Below are 17002 nucleotides of genomic sequence, written 5' to 3'. Positions count from 1 at the left end.
TCGGTTTGACCCTATCGAATAATCCCGCGTTGCGAGTTTCCTAAGAAATCCAAAAACTGCTGTACAGCCTTAAACTCATTTGCTTCTTTTGCAATCTCTGTTTTCGCTTCTTCAAGCGTAAGACCATTACGGTAAAGAGACTTATAAGCCCGGCGAATGGCGTGGATTTCTTTTTTCTCGAACCCTCTGCGTTTAAGACCTTCGATATTGATACCAAAAGGTTTACAGTGATTCCCTTGCGCCATAACAAAAGGTGGTACGTCTTGTACAACAATGGATCCGCCACCAACAAAGCAGTGAGCACCCAACGTACAGAATTGGTGAACCGGAGAAAGGGCAGTGAGAATCACGTAGTCTTCGACTGTGACGTGACCAGCTAAAGTTGCATTGTTACCAAGAATAACGTTATCACCCACAATACAATCGTGAGCAATATGAGCGTTAACACAGAATAGGTTATCGCTACCAACGCGAGTTTCTCCCTTATCCTGTACTGTACCACGATGCATTTGTACGCTTTCGCGAATAACGTTGCGATCGCCAACAATCAAACGAGTATCTTCACCGCTGTATTTTTTGTCCTGACATTCTTCGCCGACTATTGCGTAAGGGAAGATTCGGTTTTCATTACCAATGATTGTCGGACCTTTAATCACAACATGAGACATAATCTCGTTATTTTCACCAATTTCGATATCACCCGAAATATAAGTGAATGGTCCTACTGTTGTGCCAGCACCAATACGAACATTACCTTCAATAACCGCATTAGGATGAATAGAGGCAGATTCATGAATCATATTAAAACTCTCTACGAGCACATTTCAGCTCAGCAGAACACACTACCTTGCCGTCCACCGTCGCTTTACCATTAAACGCAGCAATACCGCGACGCTCTTTCAAAAACTCAACTTCAATCAGCATTTGATCGCCCGGCATCACAGGTGCACGGAATTTTGCGCCGTCCACACTAGCAAAGTAGTACAGCTCGTTTTCCGCAGGAGCACCAAATGTTTTAAATGCAAGTAACCCCGTTGCCTGAGCCATTGCTTCAAGAATTAACACGCCTGGAAATACAGGCAATTGTGGGAAATGACCGGTGAACTGAGGTTCGTTCACTGACACATTTTTCAAGCCTACTAGGTACTTACCTTCTTCGTAGTCAGTAACACGATCAATCATCAGGAAAGGGTAGCGATGTGGAAGAAGTGTTTGAATCTCCGTGATGTCCATCGTTTTCTTTTCAGTAGTCAAAGTCATATTCCTATCAATTTTCAAATTCATTTCATCGTTAGATAAACGAATGAAAGCCCGCAGTACGCAGGCTTTAAGTTAAACGTTTCGTGTCAGGATTTTAGCTCTTTCTCGACAGATTTCAGCCTTCTGTCTAGTTCCGCAATCTTGTGTACACGTGGCACCATTTTACGCCATTCTTTATTAGGTTGCACCGGGACACCTGAAGAGAAAACACCTTTTTCTTCAATGTCACGCATCACCATAGACATACCAGTAACAACAACTTGGTCGACAATCGTAATATGACCGTTGACCACCGCACCGCCACCAAACTGGCAATATTTACCAATTTGAGTGCTGCCGGCGACGATCACAGCTCCCGCCATTGCTGTGCCGTAACCAACATGGACGTTATGAGCTATTTGGATCTGGTTGTCTAAAACAACATTGTCTTCTATTACCGTATCGTCCAGTGTACCACGGTCTATGGTGGTACATGCTCCGATCTCTACGCGGTCTCCGATACGAACACCACCAACTTGAGGGATTTTTATCCACTCGCCTTTTTCGTTAGCGTTGCCAAACCCATCGGATCCAATCACAGCATTAGCTTGAATTAAACAGCCTGATCCGATCGTTACGCCATGATAAACGCTAACGTTCGACCAAAGTTTGGTATTTGAACCAATCGAGGTATTTTTACCAACGAAACATCCCGCTCCAATCACAGCGTTATCGCCTAGACACACGCCAGACTCAATCACTGCATTGGCTCCAACAGATACGTTTTCACCTAGTGAGGCAGATTCATCAATAACCGCTGTTTTATGAATATTGGAAGCTGGTGAAGGAGTCGTATCAAGCACTTGGGCAATACGGGCGTACGCTACGTACGGATCCTCAACAACGATCGAGTTACCAGAGTAATGCTCCAGATCGGACTCACGCAATAAAATGGCGTCCGCTTTACATTGGTCGAGCGATTTTCTGAATTTGGGACTGGAAAGGAAAGAAAGCTGACCTTGACCAGCTTTGTCCATGGCAGCAAACTCGGAAACGACAATGCTGCCGTCTCCGTGTAACTCACCACCTGCAATTTTCGCGATTTCTGCAAGGGTTAATGTTGTCATATATTCTTATTTAAGTTGTTCAATTATTTTTTTAGACAGGTTCAATTCTGGTTTTGCGTATTGAAGTGAAGTAGCATCAATCACTACGTCAAACCCTTCTTTCTCTGCTACTTTTGCAATTGTATCTTGAATCAGCTTAAGCAGTTTTTGTCTTTCTTGCGCTTCGCGCTTTTGACCATTTTTCTCAAGTGATTGCGCTTTAATTTTGTATTCTGCTTGCAGTTGACCAATTTCAATCTGCAGTTTACGAAGACCATCTTCACCAAGTAATTCACCATCCCGGCGACCTTGTTCGATTTTCGTTTTCAGCTTTGCTTCAAGTGATTGTAGCTCTGCATTTTGGTCTTTAAATTCTGCCTGAAGTTTTTGTAAAACAGATTCACGCTGAGGGAGAGCCTGGAAAATCTGCGCAGTATTTACATAACCTACTTTTTGAGCCGCTTCTGCAGCATTAGCAAAAAAAGATGTACCCAGTAAGGCTAGGCTAAGTGCAGCTGCTTTTAACGTTGTTTTCAAAATTCTCTCCTAAGTATTAGAAAGTTCGACCGATTGTAAAGGTAAAGACTTCATCTTTATCCCCTTCGAATTTTTTGATTGGTTTCGCAAGAGAGAAAACCAACGGTCCCATAGGTGACATCCATTGTAAGGCGACACCTGCAGACATTCGATAATTTGTCGGGTCGGAGTAATCATAGTAATAAGAATCACCAGCACTTACACCTGTGTCTGGATCAAGGTAGTTAAATTCTGTATCCCATACACTCGCCGCATCAATAAACGCACTGGTGCGTATTTGGCTACGTGCTTCATCTGATGCAAATGGGGTTGGGAAGATCAATTCCATGCTTGCAAGTGCAATCGCATTACCCCCAACGGCATCGTCCGTCACTGTATATTGAGAGTTGTTTCCACCCGTGTGGTTTTCATTGTAAACAGCCTTAGGACCTGCACTGTTGGAGCGGAATCCACGTAACGAACTAAAGCCGCCCGCGTAGAAGTTTTCGTAGAATGGGAACAAGTTATCGTTGTCACCATTCTTGCCATAACCATTTCCGTAACCTAACCGCCCACGCAATAATAGAGTAAACTCATGCTTTTTTGTCAGAGGGATGTACTGTCTCACATCGTATTGGAGCTTAAAGTACTGAACATCGGAACCTGGCACCGTCATTTTGTAGAATGCGCGCTGATGGTTACCCGCTGTCGGGAAGAACCCTCGGTTTAGGTTATTTCGCGTCCAAGACAAAGAAAAATCAAAGTCGTTAACGTTCAGGCTTCGATCGTTTTTATCCAAATTGTCTTCTTGCGCTTGCAAGAATTTTTCAATTTGTACGTATTCATCCAAATTAGAAATTCGGTTATGCGTATAGCCGGCACCAATCTCAAAAAAGTTAAGTTCGTCGAATGGGAAACCCCAAGTTAGACGCGTACCGTAACTTTCGTTGGTGTAGTCTACAATGCCCGCTTCAGAAGCTTCGAACTGATTGTAGAAAATCTTACCACCCAAACTTACCCCATCAAGGTTCCAATATGGGTCGCGGTATTCAAGGCTAACGTTCTTACGGAATTTGTTAGTGGAAGCGTTAATACCGACTCGGTTACCACTACCAATAAAGTTATCTTGCTGTAAGCCAAGTTGGAAACTGATTCCAGACTCTGTACCGTAACCTACCCCGAAGTTAACGCTTCCTGAGTTTGCTTCTTTCACGTTGTAGACCAAATCAACTTGATCTTCCGTACCTGGCACACGCACTGTTTGAACATCGACTGTTTCAAAAAAGCCCAAGCGATTCAAACGGCTTTTACCAGTATCAATGGCTTTCGAGTTTAACCAACTGCCTTCCATTTGACGCATTTCTCGGCGAAGCACTTCATCACGTGTTGCGTTGTTACCTGTGAATCGGATATCACGAACATAAATTCGTTTGCCAGCCTCAACATTCACAACAAGTGATACTTGCTTATTTTCGTCATCAAATTCTGGAATGGTTCTAACTTGAGGATACGCATAGCCTGATTCACCCAACACTCGCTTGACGTTTTCTTCAAGAGATGTCACTGCGCTGCCATCGTAAATATCACCAGCAACAAAAGGAATCATCTTATCGAATTCCGCTTCCTTGTCGATGAGCTCGCCTCGGAACTTTACAGATTCAACGGCATAAGGTTCGCCTTCATCCAGTGTCAGGGTGATATATACCCCCTTCTTGTCCGGTGAGATAGAAACCTGTGTGTCGGAAACTTGGAACTTTAAGTAGCCTTGGTTGAGATAAAATGTACGAAGTGCTTCTAAATCACCAGCCAATACCTGCTTCTGGTATTTCTCATCAGCTAAGAAATTCCACCATGGTACGTCAACTCTTAGGTTAAAGCGTGAACGCAGATCTTCGTCATTAAATATCGAATTACCGATAAAGTTAATTTGCTGAATTTTCGCTGAAACACCTTCAGTAAAAACAAATTTTAAGTCAGAACGATTCCGCGGTAACGGTGTTACAACGGCTTTTACTTCGGCGTTGTATTTACCTACGCTGTAGTAAAAATCTTCTAAGCCTTTTTCTATGTTACTTAGAGTCGTTCGGTCGAGTGCTTCACCAATACGAATCCCAGAAGCATCTAGGTTTTCTTTCAGCTGCTCTTCTTTAATGGCTTTGTTACCAGAGAACGAGATATTCGCAATGGTTGGACGCTCTTTCACCTCGATAACCAACACATTGTTGTCTTTGAGAACCCTGACATCTTCGTAATTACCAGAGTCGTATAAGGATTTGATGATCTTCGCCACATCTTGCTGATCAACCGTATCACCAATACGAATAGGCATTTTGAGGAGTGCAGCCCCCAACGCTACGCGCTGTAGACCTTCAATTTTGATGTCTTCTACGACAAATTTTTCTGCACCATTCACCACTGTGCTCGATAGCAACAGAGAGGTGAGCAATAAATGCTTGATCGCCATATCTATTCTGATTATTCCTTGCAACTTCTTATTCTTTGCCATCTTCTACCAATCAGGTGATATCAAAGGCGAGTAAAATCATTAAACAATGCAACTACCATGAGAGAGAATATAATTGCGCCTCCCAGACGGTAACCGACTTCTTGAATCTTTTCTGGCACAGGACGGCGGATAATTGCTTCCACCGCAAAAAATAACAAATGACCACCATCCAAAATTGGTAATGGCATTAGGTTAATAATTCCTAGGTTGATGCTGATTAGCGCAAGAAAACCTAGGAAGTACACCAAACCATAATCAGCGGTTGTGCCAGCACCTTTAGCAATGGATATAGGACCACTCAAGTTCTCTATTCCAACATCTCCAACAACCAATTTTTTCAATAAACTGAAGGTCAAAGAAATAACTTGTCCTGTTTTCTCAACAGCTTTACCAACGGATTCAACCACACCATATTGTAGGTCGAAGCGATAGTCTGCCGGCCATTCACCGATTTCAGGAGCAATACCTGCAAACCCTTTAGTTGTTCCGTTTTTTGCTTCCTTAGCTTCAGGAATCAGTGCCAACTGAACTTCAACACCATTACGCTCAACCAACACATCAATTGATTTATTTGGGTTCGTCTGGATAGCATCAACCATTTGCTGCCATTCCGACACGGGCTGACTATCAATTTCCAGAAGCTGGTCACCCACTTCAAATCCGGCTTTATAAGCGGCTCCGCCATTACCTACGTGCGCGATTTTAGTGGTCGTATCTGGGCGAAATGGTGTAAAGCCTAATGTTCTCATTGGCGATTCGGTTTCTGGGTTGAAGCGCCACTCACGCAAATCAAGCGTATATGTTTCTTCGAACCCAACACCACCTTCCGGTGTAACTGTCATCGTCATTTCATCATCGCCAATATGAGCAATTAACTGCATATTAACGGATTCCCAATCTGCGGTTTTGATTCCTGCGACGGACTTTAGTTCCATCCCATCTTGAATTCCGGCTTGTGCAACGATGGAATTGGGGGTTACCTCTCCTATCACGGGTTTTATTGCTGGAACACCAATAATGAAAACAACCCAATAGGCAAACAGTGCGAAAATAAAGTTAAATGCCGGACCAGCGCCTACAATTGCGCTTCTTTGCCACAATGATTTACGATCGAATGCTTGCTCTTTCTCTTCTTCATTGATCGAATCAACTCGTCCGTCGAGCATTTTTACATACCCACCTAACGGGATAATCGATAGGCTGTATTCTGTTCCATCCTTGCCGATCTTGCTCCAGATAGATTTGCCAAACCCTATCGAAAACTTATGAACTTTTACTCCGCAGCGTCGTGCTACCCAGAAGTGTCCATATTCGTGCACGGCAACCAACACCCCAAGGGCGACGATAAACGATACTAAATTCCACAAAATACCCGTCATATTGCTCGCTTACCTACATATTCATGCGCAAAAGTACGCGCCATTCTATCCAGCTCTAATAAGCTTTCCAAGCAATCTACTTCAAGGTTTTGCTGTAGACCACACAGCTTAGATAAAACCTGCTCGTTGATTGCAGCTATATCTGTAAATTTAATTTTGTGATTCAAAAATGCATCCACCGCAATTTCGTTGGCGGCATTTAAACCAGTAGTGGCATGTTGCCCTGTATAGCAAGCCTCTATTGCTAGCTTAAGGCAAGGGTAACGCTCGAAATCTGGCTCTAGAAATGTCAGCTCACCTACTTTGGTAAAATCGAGAGGCTTAACACCAGCAGGAATACGTTCAGGATAAGACATAGAATACGCAATCGGCGTTGCCATATCCGGTTCGCCCATCTGAGCCAATACTGAACCATCACAATACTGCACCATTGAGTGAATAACCGACTGAGGGTGTATAACTACTTGAAGCTGGTCTCGCGCAGCATTGAATAGCCATTTGGCTTCAATGTATTCAAGCCCCTTGTTCATCATGGTGGCAGAGTCAACCGAGATTTTTGGCCCCATAGACCAGTTAGGGTGTGCTTTGGCTTCTTTAGGCGTGACGTTAGCGAGAGTTGCAACATCGGTATATCGGAAAGGACCGCCAGAACCCGTAAGTAAAATGGATGAGATTCCTGAATCTTTAAGATTGCATTTACCCGGTCGAACCTGAACTTCTTCAGGGAGACACTGGAATATCGCGTTGTGCTCACTGTCTACTGGCAGCAGCTGCGCTCCATATTTCTCTACAGCATCAACAAAAAGCTGACCAGACATAACCAACGCTTCTTTGTTAGCAAGTAACACCTTTTTACCCGCTTGAATCGCTGACATAGTAGGTATTAACCCAGCAGCTCCGACGATCGCAGCCATAACCATGTCAACTTCATCCATAGAAGAAACGGCGCAAAGACCTTCGTTTCCGCTTAGTACTGTCACTTTTTTATCGGAGGCTGATAGCTTCTCTCGGAGCTTATTCGCTGCGCTTTCATCGGCCATAACGGCGTATGAAGGGTGCCAAAGAATACATAACTCATGCATTTTTGAAACGTTGCTACCAGCAGCCAACGCGAAAACGTTGAACTTCTCGGAGTTTTGGGCGACAACTTTTAAAGTGCTATCACCAATTGAGCCTGTTGCTCCAAGAATGGTTATATTTTGCATTATAGAAAACCGTTATACAGAACATGAAAAGGCAAGTTTCCTTGCCTTTTAACTACGCTAAAGCGTGAAATAGAGTAAGGCGAAAACAGGAAAGGCGGCGGTCAAGCTGTCAATTCTGTCTAGCACACCACCGTGTCCCGGGATAATGTTTCCACTATCTTTAATGCCCGAAACTCGCTTAAACATGCTTTCTACGAGATCACCTAATACTGAAATAACGACAGTAGTGAAAGTGATGAATATCATTATGACATGACTTGGGAAGGTGAGTTCAAACCAATTTGCGGCACCCCATCCAATTATCAACGCAGTAATGATGCCACCAACCAAACCTTCAATAGTTTTATTTGGGCTCACATTAGGTGCCATCTTGCGCTTTCCGAACGTTTTACCCGCGAAGTAAGCACCGCTGTCAGCAGCCCAAACCAAAAAGCAAACAAACAGTACGAGCTTAGCACCATAATATGGGTCTGAATCGTAGCCAACACTTCGTAAAAGGATAACGGAAGTTAAGAATGGAATAAGTGTAAGCAAGCCAAATACGTGCCTCAGAACTTTTGAGCCTTGCCACAAAGCAGAAGACTTCGGGAATGTCATTGCCATTCCACTGGAAGCTAACCACCATATTCCTGCAGCGGATAAGATTAGCATATGCCCGCCTGAAACCTGCTGCAAAGCAGAGATTTCAAACGGCAAAAAATAAAATAAACCCGCAAGTAAAGCTAAAGAAGGAATCAATGCCTTAGAGCGGTTCGGTGTTTCAACGAATTGAGTCCATTCCCAAAAGCCAATTACTACAATTGCAGCAATTGCAGCAATAAATAGGGGTATAGAGAGCTTAAAAATCCCTAATACAACTAATGGAGCCAGAATCAGCGCGGTTATAATTCTTTGTTTCAAGCTGATGATCCTTTGTTAGCCATTCATAATTTCTTGAATCTGCTCGCCTGTACAACCAAAACGACGCTCGCGATTAACGAACCATGCCACAGCATCTGCTAGGCTTTGTTCATTAAAATCAGGCCAGTGTTGATCAACAAAATACATTTCAGCGTATGCCATCTGCCACAAAACAAAATTACTGATCCGGCATTCACCACTGGTGCGGATGAGTAAGTCAACTTCAGGCAAGTCAGACATCGTCAAATGAGATGTTACCAAATCTTCATTGATTTCTACTGGGTCAAGAACACCCTCTTTGGCTTCAGTCGCGATTTTTTGAATAGCTTGGGTGATATCCCATTTTCCACCATAGTTAGCCGCCACGTTAACAACCATACCTTCGTTGTCTTTGGTTAGGCTTTCCGCTTCCGCAATTTTTTTTTGTAATCGTTGATTAAAGCGACTGATGTCACCTATGACTCTTAATCTCAGATTATTCTTGTGAAGGCGCTTAACCTCTTTGGACAGAACGGTAATAAACAGTTCCATCAATAGGCTGACTTCCTCTTCCGGACGACGCCAGTTTTCACTACTGAATGCAAAAAGAGTAACAGCTTGGATACCTAGTCGAGAAGCGGCTGAAATGGTTTTTCTAACTGAATCTACCCCAGCTTTATGACCAAAAACGCGAGGCTTACCCTGCTTTTTTGCCCAACGGCCGTTACCGTCCATAATGATAGCGATATGTTTAGGGAATGCGTCTGGATAGACTTGAGTGTTCAGCATAGGAAGTTCATTGAATCTAATGGGGTTGAGATAATAGCATAAAAAAAGCGCTGTGCTGTGGGCACAGCGCTTCGAAAAAGAAAAGTGTAAGTTATATTACACTTCCATCAACTCTTTTTCTTTTGCAGCAAGAACGTCATCAACATTCTTAACAGCAGCGTCAGTTAGCTTTTGAATTTCATCTTGTGCTTTATGATCTTCATCTTCTGAGATTTCTTTGTCTTTCAGAAGCGCTTTAAGTTCACTGTTTGCATCGCGACGGATGTTACGAATAGCAACACGACCACCTTCTGCTTCACCACGAACGATTTTTACCAAATCTTTACGACGTTCTTCTGTCAATGGTGGAAGAGGAACGCGGATTACAGTACCTGCAGACATTGGGTTCAAACCAAGATCCGATTGCATGATCGCTTTTTCTACTTTTGGCGTTAGCTCTTTGTCAAAAACGGTAATAGCAAGGGTACGAGAATCTTCAGCAATCACGTTTGCAACTTGGTTTAGAGGCGTTGGTGCGCCGTAGTATTCAACGTTAATATTCGACAGTAGGCTTGGGTGAGCGCGGCCTGTACGTACTTTAGATAGGTTGTTCTTTAGCGCTTCAACGCTTTTATCCATGCGCTCTTGTGCATCTTGTTTGATTTCGTTAATCACAATTTCACCTTAATATTTTTTTAATAAGAGTGTTTTTGGCTGCCAATTATTGGTTTTCGCTGATTAGCGTACCTTCGGCTTCACCCATTACCACGCGACGTAGAGCGCCTGGCTTGTTCATATTGAATACACGGATCGGCATTTTGTGGTCACGTGCCAGTGTAAATGCCGCTAAGTCCATTACTTTCAGTTCTTTATCAAGAACTTCACTAAACGATAGGTTATCATACAGCTCTGCTTCAGGGTTTGCTACTGGATCCGCAGTAAATACGCCATCAACTTTTGTCGCTTTAAGAACAACATCCGCTTCAATCTCAATACCGCGCAAACATGCAGCAGAATCTGTAGTAAAGAATGGGTTACCAGTACCTGCCGAGAAGATCACGACGCGACCTTGGCGAAGTTCGCGAATTGCATCAGCCCAGTTGTAGTCGTCACACACACCTTTCAATGGAATCGCCGACATTACGCGCGCATTGACGTATGCACGGTGAAGGGCATCGCGTAAAGCAAGACCATTCATTACCGTCGCTAGCATACCCATGTGGTCGCCGACAACGCGGTTCATTCCCGCTTCAGCCAATCCAGCACCACGGAACAAGTTACCACCACCGATAACCACACCCACTTGAACACCCAGTTCAACCAGTTCTTTTACTTCTTGAGCCATACGGTCTAGTACCGCAGGGTCAATACCAAAACCTTCTTCACCTTGAAGAGCTTCACCACTCAGTTTTAACAGGATACGTTGATACGCTGGCTTAGGGTTAGTTGTCATGGAGTCTACCTTCCAAATGAGAGTTGTTGATTAACAGTCATGAATACAAATTGCATTTTTACGTTGATGCCAACATGCATTTATGACGATTAGCCACATATGTCTTTTGCTTGTAAGTTTATGTATTTTGTTCGTAAAAAGACCGCAGCCTTGGCTACGGTCTTTTTTTCAACAATACGCTAAGGATTAACCTTTTTGTACCGCTGCTACTTCGTCAGCGAAGCTCATTTCTTCCGCTTTCTCGATACCTTCACCAACTTCTAGACGTACGAAGTTAGTTACTGAAGCGCCTTTCTCTTTAAGAACGTCGCCTACAGATTTCTTAGGTTCCATAACGAAAGCTTGACCAGTCAAAGAGATTTCACCAGTGAACTTCTTCATACGGCCAACAACCATCTTCTCAGCGATTTCAGCTGGCTTGCCTTCGTTCATTGCGATTTCAACTTGAACTGCTTTCTCTTTTTCTACTACGTCTGCAGGTACGTCTTCTGGGTTAACGAATTCTGGACGAGAAGCAGCAACGTGCATTGCAACGTGCTTAAGAGTTTCAGCTTCGCCTTCACCAGCAACAACAACACCAATTTTCTCACCGTGACGGTAAGAAGCTAGTGCAACACCTTCAACGTATTGAACGCGACGGATGTTGATGTTTTCGCCGATTTTAGCAACTAGAGCAATACGAGTTTCCTCGAATTGAGCTTGTAGTTCTTCTGCAGTAGCTTTAGAAGCAAGAGCCGCTTCAGCAACTTCGTTTGCAAACGCTGTGAAGCTAGCATCTTTAGCAACAAAGTCAGTCTGGCAGTTCACTTCTAGAAGTACCGCTACACCATCAGCATCTTTGATGATGATTGTACCTTCAGCCGCTACGTTACCTGCTTTCTTAGCAGCTTTTGCAGCACCTGATTTACGCATATTTTCGATTGCTAGTTCGACATCGCCGTCAGTTTCGTTCAGCGCTTTCTTACAGTCCATCATGCCTGCGCCTGTACGGTCGCGCAGTTCTTTTACTAGAGCAGCAGTAACAGCCATTCTCTATTCCTCAGTTAATTCTGGATATGGTAAAAATCAGGGGCTCGATTTCGGCCCCTGATTGTAACTATAACTTAGCTTATATTTAACTTTGATTGCTGATAAGGCTTGTTATCTATAAGACTAAGCGTGACTCAGAGCCGCTATTATTCAGCTTCTTCTACGAAACCGTCTTTTTCAGCAGCTGCAGCAACAACGTCTTGGTTACGACCTTCGCTTACAGCAGAAGCTGCAGCGTTAAGGTAAAGTTGTACTGCGCGGATTGCGTCATCGTTACCTGGGATAACGAAGTCAACGCCGTCTGGGTCAGAGTTAGTATCAACAACCGCGTATACTGGGATACCTAGGTTGTTTGCTTCGCGAACTGCAATGTGCTCGTGATCAGCGTCGATAACGAATAGTGCGTCAGGTAGACCGCCCATATCTTTGATACCACCAAGAGATTTCTCTAGCTTCTCCATTTCACGAGTACGCATTAGAGCTTCTTTCTTAGTTAGCTTGTCGAAAGTACCGTCTTGAGCTTGTGCTTCAAGATCTTTCAAACGCTTGATTGACTGACGAACAGTTTTGTAGTTCGTAAGCATACCACCCAACCAACGGTTGTTTACGTAGTACTGGTTGCTAGCGATAGCAGCTTCTTTTACAGCTTCAGATGCAGCGCGCTTAGTACCTACGAAAAGAACTTTACCTTTCTTCTCGCCAACTTTGCCTAGCTCAGCTAGAGCGTCGTTGAACATTGGTACAGTTTTTTCTAGGTTAATGATATGAACTTTGTTACGAGCACCGAAGATGAATGGCTTCATCTTTGGGTTCCAGTAACGAGTTTGGTGACCGAAGTGAACACCAGCTTTAAGCATATCGCGCATTGATACAGTTGCCATTTTAAATTCCTCTATGGGGTTAGGCCTCCACATACCCCATGCGTCCGACTCGACTTCTTCAATATAAGTAAGTGAGCACCCCGGATCATGTGTCGGTATGTGTGTGATTTAAAGAAAATATATTTGGACCCAAAAACAGCTTCGCCAAGTGGAGATAACTGTTCTTAATTCCGGCGCGCTTTATACCATAAAAATCGCCTTTTTGGCTAGCAGAAATTTGAATATCTCTTCTATTGAAAGTAACCACTAGGTCTATGATTGCTGCCGTCTGAGCTAAAATTGAACGTTAATTGAAACATAACAAACACCACTCCCCTTATTACAAAGCCATCGCCACGACCTTTACGTGCGGGGCAACCCGCTGATAGAATGCAGCGATTGCATTAATGAGTTCGAGAAAGACGATGTCTATTAAAATTAAAACCACAGAAGAAATCGAGAAAATGCGTGTAGCCTGCAAATTGGCTTCGAGCGTTTTAGAAATGATAGAACCGCACGTCAAACCGGGTGTCACCACCGAAGAAATTGACCGCATTTGTCACGATTACATTCTGGAAAACAATGCGTATCCAGCACCATTGGATTACCACGGTTTCCCAAAATCTATCTGTACTTCAATTAATCACATTGTCTGTCACGGGATCCCAGCATCCAAAGATGAAATCGGCTCTACGGGGAAGGGAAAACCTGCGATTTTAAAAGATGGTGATGTCATTAACATCGACGTCACTGTCATTATCCCAGAAGATAAAAATGCCGACTTAAGCATTAGACCGAAGGGGTATCACGGCGATACTTCAAGAATGTTCTACGTTGGCGAGGTTTCACCAGCCGATAAACGTTTATGTACGGTAACACAAGAAGCACTGTACGTTGCCATGCGTAAAGTGAAGCCAGGTGTAACGGTTGGCGAACTTGGTACAGCAATCGATAAATTCATAAAAGACAACAACAAGAAAAATCCTCGTATGAAATACTCCATTGTGAAGGATTTTTGTGGTCACGGTATTGGTAGCGAGTTCCATGAAGAACCTCAAGTGGTTCACTATAAGAACTCCGACAAACGCAAGCTAAAAGAAGGCATGTGTTTTACTATCGAACCAATGATTAACGCAGGTAAATTTGGATGCAGCGTCGACTCAGAAGATGATTGGACAGTGTACACTGGCGATGGGAAAAACTCCGCGCAGTGGGAACACACGATACTAGTCACAAGAGATGGCTGTGAAGTTCTTACCTTACGAGGTGATGAAAGCATTCCTCGAAACATGGTTAACAAATAACTCAAATCCCAGCATCGCTGGGATTTTTCTTTTATAGAGTTCGAAAACTTGAGTATCAATTGTTAAAGTTAAAACATAACAGTTTGCACGGAACGCTTGGATGACATTTCAATCCCCTTTTACGCTTAAGGATTCAGCCATGAATCTTGAGAATTTACGTCATGAACTGGAGAGTTTCTCCAATGACCAAAAAGAAGAGTTTCTCTCGCACCATCCAGTAACCGACTTGGTTCTTGGCCGCAGCGAATATATGGACATGCTGCTGACTCGCCTATGGGAGTACTATGGTTTTGAACACATAGAGGAACTTAGCCTTGTCGCCGTTGGTGGCTATGGACGTGGTGAGCTACACCCTCTTTCCGATATCGATATTTTGATTCTTAACCGTTCACCACTTCAGAGCGAAGTCAAAACCAAAGTCAGTGAATTCATTACAATGCTTTGGGACTTACGATTAGAAGTCGGACACAGCGTAAGAACCGTAGCAGAGTGTGAAGAAGTAGGAAAAGACGACCTAACCGTTGCGACAAACCTCCAAGAGGCAAGGTTAATCTGCGGTTGTGAAGAAACATTTCACAACCTAAAAATGCTTATCCACTCAGAGACTTTCTGGCCTAGCGAGGTCTTCTATCAAGCTAAAATCCAAGAACAAAAACAGAGACACGCGCGGTTCCACGATACCACTTATAATCTAGAACCCGACATCAAATCTAGCCCCGGCGGGCTTCGTGATATCCATACCCTAAGTTGGGTTGCCAGACGCCACTTTGGGGCGACTTCGTTATTTGAAATGAGCCGCTATGGATTTCTCACCGATGCTGAATACCGTGAACTATTAGAGTGCCAAGATTACCTATGGCGAGTGCGCTTTGCCTTACATATAGAGCTGAAACGTTACGATAATCGTTTGACGTTTGCCCACCAGCTTCAAGTTGCCGAGCATCTTGGATTTACTGGCGAAGGCAACAAGCCTATCGAAATGATGATGAAAGAGTTTTACCGCACGTTAAGACGCGTGGCGGAACTCAATAAAATGCTACTCAAGTTATTCGACCAAGCCATCATCAACAAAGGTGAACAGCTGCCAGCAGAAATTTTGGATGCCGATTTTCAGCGACGAGGACCGCTCATCGAAGCCAGAAAACCAGCATTGTTTCAGGCCCGCCCTGAAACTATTTTGGACATGTTTTTACACATTGCGAATGACTCCTCTATTGAAGGCGTGGCGCCCGCGACCATGCGACAGCTGAGAACCGCTCGCCGTCGGTTGAACAAATTTTTGCATACTATTCCAGAAGCTCGTGAAAAATTCATGGACTTAGTGCGCCACCCTAATGCTTTGCATAAAGCGTTCAGTTTGATGCATCGCCTGGGCGTGATGTCTGCTTATCTACCACAGTGGAGCCAAATCGTTGGGCAAATGCAGTTCGATCTATTCCACGTATATACAGTAGACGAGCACAGTATGCGTTTGCTCAAGCATATCCACACATTTAGCTTTGCGAAAAATCATGCGAAACACCCTATTTGCTGCGAGGTCTACCCTCGAATTCAGAAAAAAGAATTGCTGATCATAGCGGCCATTTTCCACGACATTGGAAAAGGACGCGGAGGGGACCACTCTGAAATTGGTGCAGTAGAAGCGTACGACTTTTGCATAGAGCACGGATTATCAAAACCTGAATCTAAGCTGGTTTCTTGGTTGGTCAAGCACCATTTGTTGATGTCTGTGACCGCTCAAAGACGCGATATCTATGACCCAGAAGTCGTCACAGGGTTTGCAAAGAAAGTTCGTGATGAAGAATACTTAGAGTTTCTGGTATGCCTGACAGTAGCAGACATTTGTGCAACCAATCCCGAACTTTGGAACAGTTGGAAGCGTACACTTCTCGCAGAACTTTTTTACTCTTCCCAGCGAGCACTGCGTCGCGGCTTAGAAAACCCCGTCGATGTTCGAGACAGAATCCGTCATAACCAGCATTTAGCTTCAGCCATGTTAAGAAAAGAAGGCTTCACCGCCCGAGAAATAGAAGTGTTATGGCAACGTTTCAAGGCCGACTATTTCCTTCGCCACACCCACAAGCAAATTGCGTGGCACGGAGAACACCTCCTTAGGTTAGAGTCCAAAGAGCAACCTTTGGTGTTACTAAGTAAAGAAGCTACTCGTGGTGGTACAGAAGTGTTCATTTACTCAAAGGACCTTCCCAACCTTTTTGCCAACGTCGTTGGCGAGCTCGATAGACGAAACTTCAGTGTTCATGACGCACAAGTAATGACGAGCAAGGATGGTTATGCTCTGGATACATTCATTGTGCTAGATCATCATGGTGAACCCATCGATGAAAACCGACATGCCAATATGGTTCGTCATATAGAAGGTATCCTCAGTGAAGCTGACGTGGCGAATTCAAAAGCGCGACGGACTCCGAGACAACTGATGCATTTCAACGTCAAAACGCGTGTCGACTTTATTCCGACCAAAACACGAAAGCGCACATTGATGGAATTCGTTGCCTTAGATACTCCGGGCTTATTGGCAAACATAGGCGCGACTTTTGCCGAGTTAGGCATTCACCTTCATGCGGCTAAAATCATCACTATAGGCGAGCGAGCAGAAGACTTGTTTATTCTCACCTCACCCAATGGAGGTCCTTTAAGTGAAGAAGAGCAAGACGAGCTAAAAACCAAGCTGAAAGAAAGTGTTAGTGAGCTTCAGCATCACTAGCTCAACAGGCGAAAGGACGAGATTCGGTTTATC

The 17002-nt window shown here is 44.0% G+C and carries 15 protein-coding genes; 2 read left to right on the top strand and 13 right to left on the bottom strand.

Going from position 1 to position 17002, the window contains the following annotated elements; all coding sequences use genetic code 11:
- Positions 1-11 precede the first annotated feature (11 nt).
- The 13 genes from lpxA to rpsB all read right to left on the bottom strand — a co-directional run bounded on the left by lpxA (position 12) and on the right by rpsB (position 12961).
- Positions 12-800 carry an acyl-ACP--UDP-N-acetylglucosamine O-acyltransferase gene (gene lpxA / locus VPNCDNU1_RS20205; RefSeq protein ID WP_104401999.1) on the bottom strand — a complete coding sequence of 263 codons (789 nt, stop codon included), beginning with the start codon at positions 798-800 and terminating at the stop codon, positions 12-14.
- A gap of 1 nt (position 801) precedes the next feature.
- Positions 802-1233 (bottom strand): 3-hydroxyacyl-ACP dehydratase FabZ, encoded by a 432-nt coding sequence (fabZ, locus tag VPNCDNU1_RS20200; protein ID WP_174715161.1) that lies wholly within the window; start codon positions 1231-1233, stop codon positions 802-804.
- A 113-nt stretch (positions 1234-1346) separates the two neighbouring features.
- Positions 1347-2366: a UDP-3-O-(3-hydroxymyristoyl)glucosamine N-acyltransferase gene (gene lpxD, locus VPNCDNU1_RS20195; RefSeq protein WP_104401998.1), complete on the bottom strand. Its 1020-nt coding sequence runs from the start codon at positions 2364-2366 to the stop codon at positions 1347-1349.
- Positions 2367-2372: 6 nt separating this feature from the next.
- A complete protein-coding gene (locus VPNCDNU1_RS20190; protein WP_104401997.1) occupies positions 2373-2882 on the bottom strand; it encodes an OmpH family outer membrane protein in 510 nt (169 codons plus the stop codon).
- 16 nt (positions 2883-2898) lie between these two features.
- Positions 2899-5325: an outer membrane protein assembly factor BamA gene (bamA, locus tag VPNCDNU1_RS20185; RefSeq protein ID WP_104401996.1), complete on the bottom strand. Its 2427-nt coding sequence runs from the start codon at positions 5323-5325 to the stop codon at positions 2899-2901.
- Positions 5326-5387: 62 nt separating this feature from the next.
- Positions 5388-6746, bottom strand: a complete 1359-nt coding sequence (gene rseP / locus VPNCDNU1_RS20180; protein WP_104401995.1) for a sigma E protease regulator RseP — start codon at positions 6744-6746, stop codon at positions 5388-5390.
- The gene (gene ispC / locus VPNCDNU1_RS20175; protein WP_104401994.1) at positions 6743-7951 is read right to left on the bottom strand and encodes a 1-deoxy-D-xylulose-5-phosphate reductoisomerase; all 1209 of its coding nucleotides are present in this window, start codon (positions 7949-7951) and stop codon (positions 6743-6745) included. Before ispC ends, rseP begins: the two co-directional genes overlap by 4 nt.
- A gap of 57 nt (positions 7952-8008) precedes the next feature.
- Complete coding sequence (locus VPNCDNU1_RS20170; protein ID WP_104401993.1) at positions 8009-8851, bottom strand: phosphatidate cytidylyltransferase; 843 nt, start codon at positions 8849-8851, stop codon at positions 8009-8011.
- 15 nt (positions 8852-8866) lie between these two features.
- The gene (locus VPNCDNU1_RS20165; protein ID WP_104401992.1) at positions 8867-9619 is read right to left on the bottom strand and encodes an isoprenyl transferase; all 753 of its coding nucleotides are present in this window, start codon (positions 9617-9619) and stop codon (positions 8867-8869) included.
- Positions 9620-9715: 96 nt separating this feature from the next.
- Positions 9716-10273, bottom strand: a complete 558-nt coding sequence (gene frr, locus VPNCDNU1_RS20160; protein WP_101110636.1) for a ribosome recycling factor — start codon at positions 10271-10273, stop codon at positions 9716-9718.
- A 46-nt stretch (positions 10274-10319) separates the two neighbouring features.
- Positions 10320-11051, bottom strand: a complete 732-nt coding sequence (gene pyrH / locus VPNCDNU1_RS20155; protein WP_101110637.1) for a UMP kinase — start codon at positions 11049-11051, stop codon at positions 10320-10322.
- A gap of 186 nt (positions 11052-11237) precedes the next feature.
- Positions 11238-12080: a translation elongation factor Ts gene (gene tsf / locus VPNCDNU1_RS20150; RefSeq protein WP_104401991.1), complete on the bottom strand. Its 843-nt coding sequence runs from the start codon at positions 12078-12080 to the stop codon at positions 11238-11240.
- 146 nt (positions 12081-12226) lie between these two features.
- The gene (gene rpsB / locus VPNCDNU1_RS20145) at positions 12227-12961 is read right to left on the bottom strand and encodes a 30S ribosomal protein S2 (protein WP_145959477.1); all 735 of its coding nucleotides are present in this window, start codon (positions 12959-12961) and stop codon (positions 12227-12229) included.
- A gap of 404 nt (positions 12962-13365) precedes the next feature.
- Between rpsB and map the strand changes: the two genes are divergently transcribed.
- Together map and glnD are read left to right on the top strand one after the other, a co-directional pair.
- A complete protein-coding gene (gene map, locus VPNCDNU1_RS20140) occupies positions 13366-14244 on the top strand; it encodes a type I methionyl aminopeptidase (protein ID WP_104401990.1) in 879 nt (292 codons plus the stop codon).
- Between the two features lie 100 nt (positions 14245-14344).
- Positions 14345-16969, top strand: coding sequence for a bifunctional uridylyltransferase/uridylyl-removing protein GlnD (glnD, locus tag VPNCDNU1_RS20135; protein ID WP_104401989.1), 2625 nt, complete (start codon positions 14345-14347; stop codon positions 16967-16969).
- The last annotated feature ends 33 nt before the right edge of the window (positions 16970-17002 follow it).

The sequence above is a fragment of the Vibrio penaeicida genome (genome assembly GCF_002933855.1).
Lineage (GTDB): Bacteria > Pseudomonadota > Gammaproteobacteria > Enterobacterales > Vibrionaceae > Vibrio > Vibrio penaeicida_A.
The sequence above is the reverse complement of the archived record's forward strand: the minus strand, read 5'-3'. Positions and strand labels throughout refer to the sequence as shown.

Bases quoted from the DNA above. Each gene is read 5' to 3' on its own strand.
- lpxA (WP_104401999.1), bottom strand. From the start codon at position 800: ATGATTCATGAATCTGCCTCTATTCATCCTAATGCGGTTATTGAAGGT.
- fabZ (WP_174715161.1), bottom strand. From the start codon at position 1,233: ATGGACATCACGGAGATTCAAACACTTCTTCCACATCGCTACCCTTTC.
- lpxD (WP_104401998.1), bottom strand. From the start codon at position 2,366: ATGACAACATTAACCCTTGCAGAAATCGCGAAAATTGCAGGTGGTGAG.
- bamA (WP_104401996.1), bottom strand. From the start codon at position 5,325: ATGGCGATCAAGCATTTATTGCTCACCTCTCTGTTGCTATCGAGCACA.
- rseP (WP_104401995.1), bottom strand. From the start codon at position 6,746: ATGACGGGTATTTTGTGGAATTTAGTATCGTTTATCGTCGCCCTTGGG.
- ispC (WP_104401994.1), bottom strand. From the start codon at position 7,951: ATGCAAAATATAACCATTCTTGGAGCAACAGGCTCAATTGGTGATAGC.
- VPNCDNU1_RS20165 (WP_104401992.1), bottom strand. From the start codon at position 9,619: ATGCTGAACACTCAAGTCTATCCAGACGCATTCCCTAAACATATCGCT.
- pyrH (WP_101110637.1), bottom strand. From the start codon at position 11,051: ATGACAACTAACCCTAAGCCAGCGTATCAACGTATCCTGTTAAAACTG.
- tsf (WP_104401991.1), bottom strand. From the start codon at position 12,080: ATGGCTGTTACTGCTGCTCTAGTAAAAGAACTGCGCGACCGTACAGGC.
- rpsB (WP_145959477.1), bottom strand. From the start codon at position 12,961: ATGGCAACTGTATCAATGCGCGATATGCTTAAAGCTGGTGTTCACTTC.
- map (WP_104401990.1), top strand. From the start codon at position 13,366: ATGTCTATTAAAATTAAAACCACAGAAGAAATCGAGAAAATGCGTGTA.
- glnD (WP_104401989.1), top strand. From the start codon at position 14,345: ATGACATTTCAATCCCCTTTTACGCTTAAGGATTCAGCCATGAATCTT.